This window comes from Methanosarcina sp. Kolksee (assembly GCF_000969945.1).
GTDB lineage: Archaea > Halobacteriota > Methanosarcinia > Methanosarcinales > Methanosarcinaceae > Methanosarcina > Methanosarcina vacuolata.
The window spans coordinates 100,369-114,000 of the sequence record NZ_CP009524.1 but is presented as its reverse complement, the minus strand read 5'-3'; the positions used below and the strand labels follow the sequence as shown (position 1 = coordinate 114,000).

The following is a 13,632-nucleotide window of genomic DNA, read 5'->3' as shown; positions in this document are numbered from 1 at the left end:
TCCCTTGTTTTCCTGCAAGAGCTACCTAAAAAGACCATCTGAAAGACAAAATTAGACTTATGAATAAAATGAGAAGGGTTTAGCAGTGAAAGGCTTGCATAGATATAAATTCAAAGAGGACACAGTATGAAATAATTTTATTAGTGATATAATGGCCGGAAATAGACAACTTTCCATGGACCTGCTGTTGGTTGCAGGTTTTGTGTTTATTACTAACATCTTCATACTCGTACCTGTACTTAGCGACAGTTTCCTGCGCACGTACCTGGGAATTATTATTGTGCTTTTCTTGCCGGGCTATGCACTCACTGGAGCTATCTTCCCAGCAAAAAAAGATCTTGACGGAATTGAGAGAGCTGCAATTTCCTTCGGACTGAGTATTTCAATCGCCCCATTATTGGGACTTGGCCTGAACTATTCCAGCTGGGGTATCAGGGAGATTCCTCTGCTGACAGAATTTTCAATTTTTACTCTCCTGATGTGTGCAATTGCATATTACAGAAGAGGACTGCTGCCTGAAACCGAAGCCTTTGGAGTTTCATTCAAAAGATGTTACCTTAGCATGAAAGCCAGAATTCTTGAAAAGACCGAATCGAAAACTGATAAAGTTATTGCGGTTATCCTTGTCCTTTCTATTCTGGCCTCTATGGGAAGCCTCGCTTATATTATAGGAAACCCTAAAGAGGGAGAGCACTTTACCGAATTCTATATTCTTGGAAACAACAGTAAGATCGGAGACTATCCTACAGAGTTTGTACAGGGAGAAAAAGGAACAGTTACTGTAGGGATCATAAACCACGAGTACAGGCCAATGGATTATACAATAGATGTAAGGCTCGAAAACAGGTCGCTTCCGGAAAGTAAGAAACAGATAAGCCTGGGGAATAATATGTCCTGGGAACAACCAGTTAATTTTACGCCACCTCTTGAAGGAAAGAATATGAAACTAGAGTTTCTGCTCTTTAATGAAACTGAGAAAACCATACCTTACCGGAACCTGCATCTCTGGATTAATGTTACTGAGGAGGCCTGAAGATGGCAATCTCGGATTTTATATCTTCAGAGCTGGATGCAGGAAAGACCTCTCTGCCGGAGCTCGGGAAAATGCTTAAAATGCAAAATGAAGAAAAAAGCGGGTTCCTGAAAAAGATAATTTATGCAGGAATCCCTGTAGCTGCAATTACTCTTATCGAATTGTTGATTTTCGGAGGAAGGTTAAGAGAAGCTTCAATAGCTTATACCTTGCTTCTGCTCTCGCTTTCATATTCAATATCAGTTCTGAAAAAGACTGAAATAAGGAAAATCTACCAAGCCCTCCTGCTTCTGACAATTTTCAGATTGGTAAATTTTTCAATGCCAATTTTTTTTGAGAGAAATCTTTATTCATTCATATTTATCTATGCACCCATGGCAATTCCAATAACTCTTGCTACCGTGCATCAGAAAGTGATATATGAGAAAAAAAGAGACACTCTGAAGAGGATATGGATCTACCTTCCTCTATCTATTCTTGCAGGCCTGGTTTTTGGACAGGTAGAATATGTAATGATAGGGGCCAGAGAACTGATACCAGATCTCTCATTGAGAAACCTGCTGATACTCATAATTATAATGGTTTTTATTGTAGGGCTTATAGAAGAACTCATCTTCAGGTCAATTCTCCAGACAAGCCTGGAAGAATTCCTGGGACCAGCCTGGGGAATTTTTCTTTCAAGCCTCCTTTTCGGGATAATGCATTCTACTTACGGCACTCCTTACGAAATGGCATATACCTTCCTTTTAGGAGGTTTTTTAGGATACCTATTTTATAAAACCCGAAGTCTTCCCCTTGTGGTAATGATTCACGGCTCAATAAATGTGTTCTTGTTTGGGATAATCCCACATGCAGGACCCATAATTGGATTGATATAAAACACTGTAAACGTTGATTTGAAGAAGTCCATGAAAGTTAGTGTATTCGATCTTAATAGAAGTGATCTTAATAGTAGCAATCTAATTCTTAATAGAAATGAAGTAGACACTCAGTCCTGACTATTTACGCAGCCATTTGCTTACAAAGAGTGCCTTTTTCCTGTTGCAAGAGAAGTTATCTGGCAGATTAGACATGCTGATCGAAATTTCTGAAGGAATCAAGCCTCTGTTGCCATTACATAAAAGAGTAAGAGACCAAGGAGTAAGAGACCAAGGAGTAAGAGACCAAGGAGTAAGAGACCAAAGAGTAAGAGACCTTAGCCTTCTCCTGAATGAACCAGAAATTATAAATATACGTCTTTAAAAGAAAACGTTCATTCTTTATGAATGGAATTTGATGCGCTCCGGAGAAAAATTTATGGCCAGATATGCAGACCGCTTCTGGGAGATTGATTGTCTGCGAGGACTTGCTGTTCTCTTGATGCTCCTTTATCATTTTCTCTATGACCTGAACTTTTTCGAGATTGCAAATGTTCAGCTCAGGTCCGGTTTAATTTTATATGCAGGCAGATTCTCAGCTTTACTTTTCATCCTGATCTCAGGAGCGGCCCTTTCTATAAGCCATTCAAGAGCCCTTAAAAAAAAGTTTGCTGGAAATGAAGCAGAAAATTTTTCTAAGTACCTGAAAAGAGGAATAAAACTCTATTTAATGGGGCTTTTGCTCACAGTTATAACCTGGATCTTTTTACCTGAAGAGTATATTGTCTTTGGAATCCTGCATTTTTTTGGGGTTTCGGCAGTACTCGTCTATCCCTTTCTGGATTATGGGAAAGAAAATCTCCTTTTTAGCCTGTTTTTCGGCCTTATAGGGCTTTACCTGAGGAATATGACTTTTGGATTTTCCAGCCTGCTCTGGCTAGGCTTTACTCCCGAAAATTTCAGTACCCTTGATTACTTTCCTATATTTCCCTGGTTTGGGGTATTGCTAGCAGGAGTTTGCCTGGGTAATTTTCTGTACTCCGGCGGAAAAAGGCAGTTTGAAATTCCCTATACTGGAAAAAATCCCCTTATCAGGCTGTTTTCAAGAACGGGGCAACATTCTCTGGTCATATACTTCATTCATCAACCCCTTTTTCTCGGACTTTTATTCCTAAGCGGACTACTCAATCTGAATATGCTGTAAAGTCTAGTGAAAAAATAAGTCTAAAAAATACCTCATAAATTATATTCTCCTATTTATTTTTACAACTCAAAATTACCAGCAGGTTCAAAACCTGCTGGTTTTATATTATGTAATATACTTAATGTGTATCTGTTTGCTTACACTGGTATACTGATCAATCTTCGCCTGCTCGCTGAAAAATAATCAGGATATTAAGTATAGCCGGGATAAAAGAACAAAAAGAAATAAGACTCATATTTTCAATCCGGTAAAGGAGCAGGAAGACAAAATTAAAAACAGAAGATGGAGAAAAGAATGTATCTAGAAATTGCAATGTTTGCTTATTTTGTAGTTCTTTTCCTGACCCTTCGGGATATCCGGATTTTTAAAAGAACAGGTTACCGTTCTTACAGGAAAGGAGCCATGAAGGGACTTGCAGCTTCTTCCATGGTTTTGATAGGAGCAGTTGCTGTCGAAGCAAAACCTGATCTTGGGCTACTTTTAGTATTAATAGGACTCTTTATTAACCGTAAAGGGATAAGAGAGCGTGTTTTCACTAACGCAGGGACTCTTGACCGCTTTCTTGGTAAAACAGACTATGTAAAGAGAAAATAAGAGATATAATACATAAAGGTGCTGGATATTTAATGTAGGATAATCTAAATGTCACATGAAGGTACAGAATATTTAAAGGATATATCTAAATATCACATAAAGGCACCGGATATTTAAAGGATATATCCAAATGTCACATAACAAAACTGTATCCAGAATCTAACTATAGCTGTTGCACTGATGCTGCAAAAAGTATATATTTAAAGGAGAATTGTCAGCATCTAATTACACACTCAAGTAATTGAGAAAAGGAATGATAAGCCTCACAGGTTTAGGCCAGAGTGTCGACCCCAAAAGTTATAAATCCCAAGTGACCTTATTAGTCGACAAAATCATGATCAATCAAATTATTATATCCAGTTTTCGCTAAACTTATCAAATCCAGAGAAGAAAAATAGACATCAAACAACTATTTTTTACCTCGGGCTTCACGTTAACCAGAATTCACAGGAAAACATGTGAGATAAACTAGAAGTAGAATTGAATAACTGGACTAAAAGCAGCAAAAACATCTAAGAGGAGATACGATGGGAAATATAAGACAGACAAACATAAAAAGAATCGCATTCCGACTGATTGAGAACCACGGGGATGTCTTTACAAAAGACTTTGAAACTAACAAAGCTCTTGTGACAAAGTATACGACCATTGAAAGCAAAGTCATAAGGAACAGGGTTGCAGGTTACGTCACAAGAAAAGTTGCACGCATGAAAGTATACTGAGCAGAAGATTTACTTCTGGACACAGGCGGGGATATCTGAAATGTTTGAAGGAACAATGCCTGCCCTGATAACTCCTTTTACGAAAGATGACAGGATTGACAGGGAAGGCTTACAAAGGAATATTGAATTTGTTGAAGAGGGAGGAGTTACAGGGATTGTGCCCTGTGGCACTACCGGAGAATCCGCAACTCTTTCTGCACTTGAGCATGAAGAAGTCATAGATATTGCAGTGGAATGTTCAAAAGTTCCTGTAATTGCAGGAACAGGTTCAAATAATACAGGAGAAGCCCTCCAGTTTACAAAACACGCTGCAGACGCGGGTGTCGATGGTGTACTTCTGATTTCTCCCTATTATAACAAGCCAAATCCTGCGGGGCTGCTTGCGCATTTTAAGAAGATTGCAGAAGCAGTCGATGTTCCTATGGTTATGTATAATATCCCTTCCCGTACAGGACAGGACATGCCACTCGAAGTCATTGTCGAACTTGCAAAAGTTGAAAATATCGTGGGAATTAAAGAAGCCAGTGGGAATATCGGGAAAGTTTCCCAGATTCTGGAAAATACTGTAGATGAAGACTTCGTGGTTATTTCAGGTGAGGATAATTTGACTCTTCCTATTCTCTCCGTAGGAGGCAGAGGAGTCATTTCTGTTGCTGCAAATATAGTGCCTGACAGAATGTCCAGAATGGTAAATGCAGCTCTTGCCGGAGACTACGAAACTGCAAGGAAGATCCATTTTGAAATTGCCCCTCTGATTCGCTCCCTTTTCCTGGAAACGAACCCAATCCCAGTTAAAAAAGCTGCGGAACTCGTAGGCCTGGCAAGCGGGCAACTGAGGCTTCCACTCGCGCCCCTTAGTGAGACAAATGCTCAGAAGGTTGCAGATGAACTCAGGAAACTGGGGGTTATAGAATGATTAACGTAGCAGTACTCGGAGCCTGCGGCAGGATGGGCTCTTTAATTGTGGAGAATGTTACCAACTCTACGGACATGCAGCTTGTTGCTGCTTTTGACATCAACAATTTCGGAAAGGACATAGGAGAATTTGCCCGCGTAGGGAACCTGGGAGTCAAGGTTTCGGACGTAAAAGACCTTGAAACTGTTCTGAAAGAAAGCAAGGCTGATGTCCTTATCGACTTCACTATAGCCGGTGCAACCGTAGTTAACGCTCCAATAGCAGCCAGAGCCGGGGTAAATCTAATAATAGGAACCACAGGGCTGACTCCGGAGCAGCGAGCAGTAATTGATGAAGCTATTCATGAAGGCCAGGTAAGTGCCGTCATTTCCCCCAACTATTCGGTAGGCGTTAATGTCTTTTTCAAGATTATCAGGGAAGCGGCAAAATATCTTGCAGATTATGATATCGAGATTATTGAAGCTCACCACAACCAGAAAAAAGATGCCCCAAGCGGAACCGCCCTTAGGGCAGCCGACATTATAAGTGAAGCTCTCGGCGGAAAGGAATATGTCTATGGCAGGGAAGGTATTGCCCCACGCGGAAAAGAAATTGGAATTCATGGAGTCCGCGCCGGAGATATCACAGGTGACCATACTGTTCTTTTCGCGGGGAATTCTGAAAGAATTGAGATCAAGCATATGGCTCACTCTCGCCAGATCTTTGCTAAAGGTGCCGTCCGTGCAGCCGAATGGGTCTGCAGGCAAAAAACAGGAATTTATTCCATGGACGATGTGCTTGGTTTATAAGAACATCTTTAGTCAGCAATTTAAAGAAATTTTGAACAACTGGTTGAGTCCTGAGTTTCCTTATCAGGCCTACTCTCTTTTAACTTAGAAAAGAGCTATTTACTCTCTTTTTTCTAATCTTTTTTAACTTAATCCAGGCAGGTTTACTCTTTAGGAGATTAATATTAACCCGTTGACTGGAAAGTTATATATAGTATAGGATAGGAAATAGGATACTGCTTGCTTGTAAGTATATAGCCCTGAAATCTCAAAATATCATCCCACAACAATAGGGATACTTGCTTGCAAGCAATATTCCATTAAAACTATTATAAGGAAAACTACAAACTTGGACAAAGAAACTCAAAACCAAAAGAAAAAACATGAAGTATAACATCTAGTGTTGAGTCAACAACAAAATGTCGTATAAAATCAATTGCAGTTATTCGGAATTATTGGATCCTTGAAGATTGACTCGACACTGGTGTCTTGAAAATTTAGTTATTGGTCAACATGTTAACTCTGAATCGTTATATGTTGATGAGAAGCTATCAAAAATTATACTAAATAATTAAATTGCCATGGCACTAGAACCCTGGCAAAATAGTTGCCATATAAAGTCATTTACAACTGAAAGCGGTAGACCTGCCAGAACTGCCCGATGATCTGGTAGAACAGTTGCCATATAAAGTCATTTACGACTGAAGACAAGCCCAGAACTCAAATTTTCAATTCTGTCCGCAACAACGACATTTCCCTGTATTCCGAGCCTTTTTCCCCTGTACCATTTACCCCTAATGCTAAGTTTGTCGTCTTTTAAAACAAAACAGACTCCATGATATAGAACCAATGTTGTTCCACTCTCATATGCTATAGAAAATATACTTTCGTATTTAGAAAATATACCTCCTAGAGCAATTATAATGAAAGGCAAGCCGATGAAGAAAAATGGTCTTTCATAAACTATGGAATCGCCTAGACATATAGATTCAACGCCAAAAGATTCGGATTTCTCATTTCCCCTGTAACCGGATGAGTTCAAAGGGTCTGTGATAAGCGGCAAAAAAAGTAGCATAACTGCAATCAGAATAATCATCCCCGCAGCTATAATGCCCCAGAGTAGCTGGCCTACGAAATATGAATAAAAAAGTATGGTTCCTACAATAAATACTACAATTACCCCGATCACGAGAGAATTTGATATTCTAGTCACATTTATCACTCTTAAAACTTAGTTCTGTACTTTTATTCCATTTACTAGCAATATAAAAGCGAATCAGTCCTAAAAACGCAGAGATCATCAGCCCTACATATTTTGAACAGATTGAGCAACACCGCGTTCAGTCACTTTTGGAAGTGCAGGATTTATAGAGAGTTTAACATTGGAGAGAGTCTGCACCAGTTTTCGGGAATCTTCCAAAAGAAACAGGATCTCTAAATTTATTCTGAATAATTTCTTCGGCATATCAAGACCTAAATAAATCCTCAACTTCGAACTTATAGTACCATAACATCGAATTCAAATTTTATATTATTCAATAAATAGTTATATTTGTGAATAAATTTTAATGTTATTCTATATATGTTTTATGACCAGATCTTCAATCTATTCTTAACAAAACTTCAGGATTTTTTTCATCTGGCAAAAATTTTCATTAAAGAGACTCAACAAAGTTAATGATAGAGGAAGTTATATAAAGTCAACATTCAGACGTTTACATGTGTTTCTTCCAGCAGGTGAAAAACAGTTTGAATTCTGGGTTCTGCGCCGAAACGGGCTCCCGAATATCAATATCGCAAAACGTTTCGGGGTCTCCAGGCAGGCGGTCTCGCGAGCCTTTCTTAGTATAAATAGCGCATCGAAGAAATCTGCTTGAGATGGCCAGGGCAAACAGGATTGAAGTCGAAAGCAAATTCATGCGGACTCTAATTAACGTGAATCCTGATAGAACAGTTTCCAGGCAGGGTCATTGACTGTCATGACTGAAGACAAGCCCAGAACTCAAATTTTCAATTCTGTCCGCAACAACGACATTTCCCTGTATTCCGAGCCTTTTTCCCTTGTCCCATTTTCCGTGAATAAAAAGTCTGTCCGCTACTGAGACAAGGCAGATACCATTGTATAGTACAACTACGTTTTTTCCTTTATATTCAATGGAGAAAACACTTTCATAACTGCTTCTTATACCCCCAATAATAATAATCAAAGGTATACCGAGAAAAAAAGAAGAGTGTTCATAGGTTCTGGAATCAATAGATGCTGCAGCTTGGGCTTCAAATTCTTCAGTTTCTTTCATATTTTTTTCGTTTTCATTTTCGGCTATTGAGTCTTCAGAAAAAGATATAACTTCAGGATTTATTTCAAAATCACTATCTTTTTGCATAAAACATCCCTATTGATTTTATATTTTCATTTTATAATTTCAAAAATGGGATTTAATATACATATATTTGTAAAAATATATAAAGCTCCGATTAAACTTTAATCAGTTTCTATATATTTTTTATGGTCAGGTCATTAAACTGCTTTTAATAAGATTTTAGAATTATCTTTAGAGAGAAGAATTTTTTAGACAAATAGCTTCAAAAATTTTCAGAGCAGAAAGTTATATATAGTCAACGTTCAGATGTTTACATATGTTCCTTCCAGCAGGTGAAAAACAGTTTGAATTCTGGGTTCTGCGCCGAAACGGGCTTCCGAATATCAATATCGCAAAACGTTTCGGGGTCTCCAGGCAGGCGGTCTCGCGAGCCCTTCTTAGTATGGATAAACGCATTGAAGAAACCCTGCTTGAAATGGCCAGTGCAAACAGGATCGAAGTAGAAAAACTTGACTCAAAAAAGGGGATACTCTTTGGAAAATCGGTCCCTTTCAAAGCCAACGCAATAATCTTTGTCTCGGCAAAACACGGAATGCAAGTCTGGTACGAACACGAAGGTGAATGCGAGTCTTGCGAGAGGTACAGGGAATGCATTGAACTTCTCTGGGACTTTGCAGAAGAGATGCAGCTCAAACTCCAGAGTACGGAAGATCCCACAAAGATAGCTGATGAATTATTTGAGAAATTAAAAGAATCGATTGAATAGGCCTGACTAAAGGCAGGTAAAATTAAGTGAAGGGTTAAAGATGGACGTATTCACAAAAAGTATAAGGAAGCTTATGGGGTGGTGTCCAAACGCAAAAACGATTGAAACTCAAAATGTCATCCACCCTGAATATTTTGAAGCGAACAACCAGTCCAGAGGAAAAGATGCCGCAAATTCGCCTTTACCCTCCGGCTGGTGGAACAGACGCCATAACAGGACCTTAATGGTGTCCTCAGGGTTGACTCTTGTATCTTTGTTGGGAATTGGATTTTTTGGGGTGCATCTCAGAGATGAAAGTTTCATATTTGGGTTAATTATAGGAACTATCTTTAACCTGCCTCTTTGCATCTGGAACTGGCATTTTTTGAATAAAATAAAAAACTCCAGCAAAAGAGTTCAGACAAAAAATAAATTGATAGTCATATCTGGGTTATTAGGCCTTACAACGCTGCTTACACAGTCTTCACTGGTTGGCTGGAGAGTTGTTTTGGCATTTATTTCCGGTTTTTGTTTGACAACTTTTCTGTATTACCTTACAGATGTATACTGGGAAAAGAAAAACGAAAAAATTGTGCTTCTGGAAGGGAGTTACATGCCAGATATCTACATTGTAAATGCATGAATGGAATGGACACATGACTCTGGAATACATCAAGAAACTGAGGGGATGGTGCCTGAATGCAAAAATGCTTGAAACTCAACATTCCATCCATTCTAAATATTTTGAAGCCAGTGACCAAGCTAAAGGGAGAGATGCTGGAAGTCTTCCGGTTTTACCCACTGGTTGGTGGAACAAACGCCATAATAGAGCATTAGTAATATCCTCTGGATTGACTCTTTTTTCTGTATTGGGAATTGGATTTCTGGGCATTCATCCTATGGATAAAGGTTTCATATTTGGGTTAACTATCGGAACCATTTTTAACCTGCTCTTGTGCATCTGGAACTGGCATTTCTTGAATAAAATAAAAAACACAGGCAAGAAAATAAAGAAGAATATTGTATCTCCAAAATGGAGAATTATAAATCTACTACTTTCCCTGGTACTACTGTATCTCTTTTTTTCACAGTTTAATTGGGGACTCATTTTGTTTTTTATTTCTGCCTTTTGTTTGATAGCTTTGTTTTATTATTTTAATTTTGATTCAACTGGCTTAGTAGTGCTTCTCGGCTTAAGTTCATTTCTTGGCTGGAAATACATTATAGCATTTCTATCTGGCTTTTGTTTGACGGCTTTTCTGTATTACCTTACAGATATGTACTGGGAAAAAAGGAATGGGAAAATAATCATTGTGTACGGGCGCAAAATGCCGGGAGTCTACATTGTAAATAAATAAACGGAGAGATGCTATGACTCTGGAATACATCAAGAAACTGAGGGGATGGTGTCCGAATGTAAAAACACTTGAAACCGGATCTCGAATTATCCCTACTAATTTTGAATTATATGGTCAATCTGGAGGAGAAAAAGACAGGAATCCAGAGATTGCAAGTCGTATTTCCAGGCTTTTTTCCAGATTTGATATCCGAATTCTCTTACCAACATTATTCCTAACTCTTGTTTACATAAATTTGCTATTTCAAAAAGGTATAAATGCAGAAGCTCTCTTTTTAGGTTTTTTACTTTCTCTGCTGATTTACCTGCTCGGCTGGAAAAAGCAGATGCATCATTACGATTCCCTGGCAAAAAAATCCATTGTTCGCTCTTCCTCAAAGAAAACACTCTTATGGGTTTTCTTAGTCCTAATCTTGTTCTTAATTTTGCCTATGGTCTTCTTATCTCAGATACCCTCTTTTCTTAACGCTCAGTCAATGTATTCCTTAACTGGAGGGGCTTTGATTCTGTTATGGGGAAGTTATCTTCAGTTAATTTACTGGGAAAGAAAAAGTCATATGAAAATTTATGTGAAAAGTGAAAAGGGATTCCAAAAGATGTATGCTATTGGGGAAAAGGAGGGAGAGTCATGAATTGGGAAGCAAAATACATTAGAAAGCTAATGGGATGGTGCCCGAATGCAAAAACAATTGAAACCGGATCTAGAGTTAGCCCTGTTAATTTTGAAGCATATGATCAACCTCGAGGAGAAAAAGTCAGGATTCCGATGGCTCTTAGCCGTTTTTCCAGGCTTGATGTCAGACTACTCTTACCAACACTTTTCTTAACTCCTGTTTACACAGTTATGCTATTAGTAAAGGGTGTAAATTTTGATTTATTCTTTTTGGGCATTTTGTTTTCTTTGCTGATAAATTTACTTTTCTGGAAAAATCAGATACGTGAGTACGATGCTGCCGCAAAAAAAACCACTGTTCGTTATGTCTCTAAAATAGTACTCTTCTTTGTTTTCTTATCCCTAATTTTGTTTTTGAGTTTCCCACCTATAGTTTTCTTGTCTCACACGCCTTCTTCTATTAACTCTCAATCAATGTATTCTTTTATTGCAGCAACCTGGATTCTTACTATGTGGGGAACCTGTCTTCAGCTATTTTACTGGGAGAAAAAAAATCACATGATAATTCATATCAAAAATGAAAATGGCTTCCAAAAAACATATGCTATCGGGGAAGAAGAGGAAGAAATATGAGCCTTAAAGTTGAATACATAAAAAAGCTAATGGGTTGGTGCCCAAACGCAAAAGCATATGAAGCCAGACAGCACGCTCATCTTGAAAGTTTTGAGTCCAATATTCCGGACAGAGCAAGGGGAGAAAATGGAGATTTAAAGGATCCTGGATGGCTCCGGAAAGAAAGTAATCAAATTCTTCTATTTGATATTTTTTTAACGTTTGTGTATCTCCTGATGATTAATCTGATAGACCTGAACCTGCTATATTTACTTGCTGGATTTTTAGTGGCCCTATCTCAGTTAGTATTACGCTGGAATAAGCAGATGCAGCGATACAACGACATTGCGAGAAAACCTATTACTCGTTATGGCTCTAAAGAAAAATATCTTCCAGGTTTACTATTCATAATTTTTACTATTCTATTCACATCTCTTCTTATAGTTCTCTCTTACATATTCAACTTTGGCAGTCAATCGATACCGATATTTTATATTTCAATTCTTTGGTTCTTTATGTGGGGCTTTTATTTCCAGTTAATTTACTGGGAGATGAAAAATCACATGAAAATTTGTATAATATTTGAAAATGGCTTCCAAAAAACATATGCTCTTGGGAAAAAGGAGGAAGAAATATGAGCCTTAAAGTCGAATACATAAAAAAGCTAATGGGTTGGTGCCCAAATGCAAAAGCATATGAAGCTAGAAGGAATATTGACCTTGAAAATTTTGATTCCAATGTTCCGGACAGAGCAAGGGGAGATAACAGCTGTTTAAAGAATCCTGGATGGCTCCAGAGAGAAAGTAATCAAATTCTTCTATTTGCTATTTTTTTAACATTTGTTCATTTCCTTATATACAATCACATGGGCCTTCTCCCCTCCCTTTTTGCACCATTACCTCCCTTATTTTATTTTGTATTTCACTGGAATGAGCGGATTCAGCGGTTCAACGACATTGCAAAAAAACCTATTGCCCGCAATGTCTCTAAATTATCATATCTTTGGGTTTTTTTGATAATCATAGTTTTTATTGCTCCGATTACGTTGCTCACTTATATGATAATACACTGGAACTTAGCCTTATTCGAACTTTCAATTCTTTGTTTTTTCATGTGGGGTTTTTATTTCCAGCTAATTCACTGGGAGAAGAAAAACCATATGAGAATTTATATTAAAAGTGAAAATGGCTTCCAAAAGGCATATGCTATTGGGGAAAAGGAGGGAGAAATGTGAGCCTTATAGTTGAAAACATAAAAAAGTTGATGGGCTGGTGTCCGAATGCAAAAGCACTTGAAGCTGAAACCCGAATTAGTTCTGCTAATTTTGCAGCAAATGACCGGTCTGGAGGAGAAAAGACAAGAAGTCTGAATATTCCTAAACAGCATTCCAGGCTTGATACCCAACTCCTCTTGCTACCAATTATCTTTATTTATATTTATATAAACTTATTTCAAAAAGGTGTAAATACAGAGGCTTTCCTTCTTGGCCTTTCACTTTCTTTACCGATCTATTTGCTCGGCTGGAAAAAACAGATGCGTCAATACGATGCCGTGAAAAGAAATCCTGTCGTTTCTCCTTCCTTTAGAAGAACTTTTGCCTGCGTGATCTTATTCCTATTTTTGGGTTTCACTTTGCTCATGGCTTTATTGCCCTATATCTCGTCTTATGCAGCTTATCTTTTTAACGATCAGGCACTGTACTCTTTCACTTCAGGAACCCTGATTCTGATGTGGGGATTCTATTTCCAGCTAATTTACTGGGAGAAGAAAAACCATATGAAAATGTACATGAAAAGAGAAAAGGGACAGCAAAAGTTGTATGTCCTTGGAGAAAAGGATGAAGAAATATGAGCCGGGAGTCCAGATACATAGAAAAGCTGATAGGATGGTG

Annotated in this window: 19 protein-coding genes; 16 read left to right on the top strand and 3 right to left on the bottom strand. The window is 38.2% G+C overall.

All coding sequences use genetic code 11. The annotated features are described in order from the left end of the window. Positions 1 to 151 precede the first annotated feature (151 nt). The 8 genes from MSKOL_RS00705 (at position 152) to dapB (ending at position 6,114) form a co-directional block, all read left to right on the top strand. On the top strand, positions 152 to 1,033 hold the full coding sequence (locus MSKOL_RS00705) for a DUF1616 domain-containing protein (RefSeq protein ID WP_048153252.1): 882 nt from the start codon (positions 152 to 154) through the stop codon (positions 1,031 to 1,033). A gap of 2 nt (positions 1,034 to 1,035) precedes the next feature. Further along, positions 1,036 to 1,911 (top strand): CPBP family intramembrane glutamic endopeptidase, encoded by an 876-nt coding sequence (locus tag MSKOL_RS00700; RefSeq protein WP_048153251.1) that lies wholly within the window; start codon positions 1,036 to 1,038, stop codon positions 1,909 to 1,911. A 193-nt stretch (positions 1,912 to 2,104) separates the two neighbouring features. After that, positions 2,105 to 2,275, top strand: a complete 171-nt coding sequence (locus tag MSKOL_RS19650) for a hypothetical protein (RefSeq protein ID WP_156150923.1) — start codon at positions 2,105 to 2,107, stop codon at positions 2,273 to 2,275. Positions 2,276 to 2,329: 54 nt separating this feature from the next. After that, positions 2,330 to 3,094 (top strand): heparan-alpha-glucosaminide N-acetyltransferase, encoded by a 765-nt coding sequence (locus MSKOL_RS00695; protein WP_048153250.1) that lies wholly within the window; start codon positions 2,330 to 2,332, stop codon positions 3,092 to 3,094. 294 nt (positions 3,095 to 3,388) lie between these two features. Then, positions 3,389 to 3,688, top strand: coding sequence for a hypothetical protein (locus MSKOL_RS00690; RefSeq protein ID WP_048158061.1), 300 nt, complete (start codon positions 3,389 to 3,391; stop codon positions 3,686 to 3,688). A 527-nt stretch (positions 3,689 to 4,215) separates the two neighbouring features. Next, positions 4,216 to 4,410, top strand: a complete 195-nt coding sequence (locus MSKOL_RS00685; RefSeq protein ID WP_048116768.1) for a 30S ribosomal protein S17e — start codon at positions 4,216 to 4,218, stop codon at positions 4,408 to 4,410. A gap of 40 nt (positions 4,411 to 4,450) precedes the next feature. Continuing rightward, on the top strand, positions 4,451 to 5,326 hold the full coding sequence (gene dapA / locus MSKOL_RS00680; RefSeq protein ID WP_048153249.1) for a 4-hydroxy-tetrahydrodipicolinate synthase: 876 nt from the start codon (positions 4,451 to 4,453) through the stop codon (positions 5,324 to 5,326). Further along, positions 5,323 to 6,114 carry a 4-hydroxy-tetrahydrodipicolinate reductase gene (gene dapB / locus MSKOL_RS00675; RefSeq protein WP_048116763.1) on the top strand — a complete coding sequence of 264 codons (792 nt, stop codon included), beginning with the start codon at positions 5,323 to 5,325 and terminating at the stop codon, positions 6,112 to 6,114. The genes dapA and dapB overlap by 4 nt, the downstream gene beginning before the upstream one ends. Before the next feature lie 670 nt (positions 6,115 to 6,784). On the opposite strand, the gene MSKOL_RS00670 is transcribed toward dapB, so the two are convergent. From MSKOL_RS00670 to MSKOL_RS00655, 3 genes are all read right to left on the bottom strand, one after another. Next, the gene (locus tag MSKOL_RS00670; protein ID WP_231592324.1) at positions 6,785 to 7,306 is read right to left on the bottom strand and encodes a hypothetical protein; all 522 of its coding nucleotides are present in this window, start codon (positions 7,304 to 7,306) and stop codon (positions 6,785 to 6,787) included. A gap of 502 nt (positions 7,307 to 7,808) precedes the next feature. Next, complete coding sequence (locus MSKOL_RS19645) at positions 7,809 to 8,012, bottom strand: hypothetical protein (RefSeq protein WP_156150922.1); 204 nt, start codon at positions 8,010 to 8,012, stop codon at positions 7,809 to 7,811. A 48-nt stretch (positions 8,013 to 8,060) separates the two neighbouring features. Further along, complete coding sequence (locus tag MSKOL_RS00655; RefSeq protein WP_048153247.1) at positions 8,061 to 8,477, bottom strand: hypothetical protein; 417 nt, start codon at positions 8,475 to 8,477, stop codon at positions 8,061 to 8,063. Positions 8,478 to 8,730: 253 nt separating this feature from the next. Between MSKOL_RS00655 and MSKOL_RS00650 the strand changes: the two genes are divergently transcribed. The 8 genes from MSKOL_RS00650 (at position 8,731) to MSKOL_RS00615 (ending at position 13,592) form a co-directional block, all read left to right on the top strand. Further along, the gene (locus MSKOL_RS00650; RefSeq protein ID WP_048153246.1) at positions 8,731 to 9,180 is read left to right on the top strand and encodes a hypothetical protein; all 450 of its coding nucleotides are present in this window, start codon (positions 8,731 to 8,733) and stop codon (positions 9,178 to 9,180) included. Positions 9,181 to 9,220: 40 nt separating this feature from the next. Further along, the gene (locus tag MSKOL_RS00645) at positions 9,221 to 9,802 is read left to right on the top strand and encodes a DUF1673 domain-containing protein (RefSeq protein ID WP_048116755.1); all 582 of its coding nucleotides are present in this window, start codon (positions 9,221 to 9,223) and stop codon (positions 9,800 to 9,802) included. Positions 9,803 to 9,866: 64 nt separating this feature from the next. Then, entirely contained in the window at positions 9,867 to 10,517 is a 651-nt protein-coding gene (locus MSKOL_RS00640) for a DUF1673 domain-containing protein (protein WP_231592323.1), read from the top strand. Positions 10,518 to 10,530: 13 nt separating this feature from the next. Further along, positions 10,531 to 11,148, top strand: a complete 618-nt coding sequence (locus tag MSKOL_RS00635) for a DUF1673 family protein (protein ID WP_048153244.1) — start codon at positions 10,531 to 10,533, stop codon at positions 11,146 to 11,148. Then, positions 11,145 to 11,762 (top strand): DUF1673 family protein, encoded by a 618-nt coding sequence (locus MSKOL_RS00630; protein ID WP_048153243.1) that lies wholly within the window; start codon positions 11,145 to 11,147, stop codon positions 11,760 to 11,762. The genes MSKOL_RS00635 and MSKOL_RS00630 overlap by 4 nt, the downstream gene beginning before the upstream one ends. Further along, on the top strand, positions 11,759 to 12,379 hold the full coding sequence (locus MSKOL_RS00625) for a DUF1673 domain-containing protein (RefSeq protein WP_048153242.1): 621 nt from the start codon (positions 11,759 to 11,761) through the stop codon (positions 12,377 to 12,379). Before MSKOL_RS00630 ends, MSKOL_RS00625 begins: the two co-directional genes overlap by 4 nt. Next, entirely contained in the window at positions 12,376 to 12,975 is a 600-nt protein-coding gene (locus MSKOL_RS00620) for a DUF1673 domain-containing protein (protein WP_048153241.1), read from the top strand. The genes MSKOL_RS00625 and MSKOL_RS00620 overlap by 4 nt, the downstream gene beginning before the upstream one ends. Continuing rightward, on the top strand, positions 12,972 to 13,592 hold the full coding sequence (locus MSKOL_RS00615; protein ID WP_255351953.1) for a DUF1673 domain-containing protein: 621 nt from the start codon (positions 12,972 to 12,974) through the stop codon (positions 13,590 to 13,592). Before MSKOL_RS00620 ends, MSKOL_RS00615 begins: the two co-directional genes overlap by 4 nt. The last annotated feature ends 40 nt before the right edge of the window (positions 13,593 to 13,632 follow it).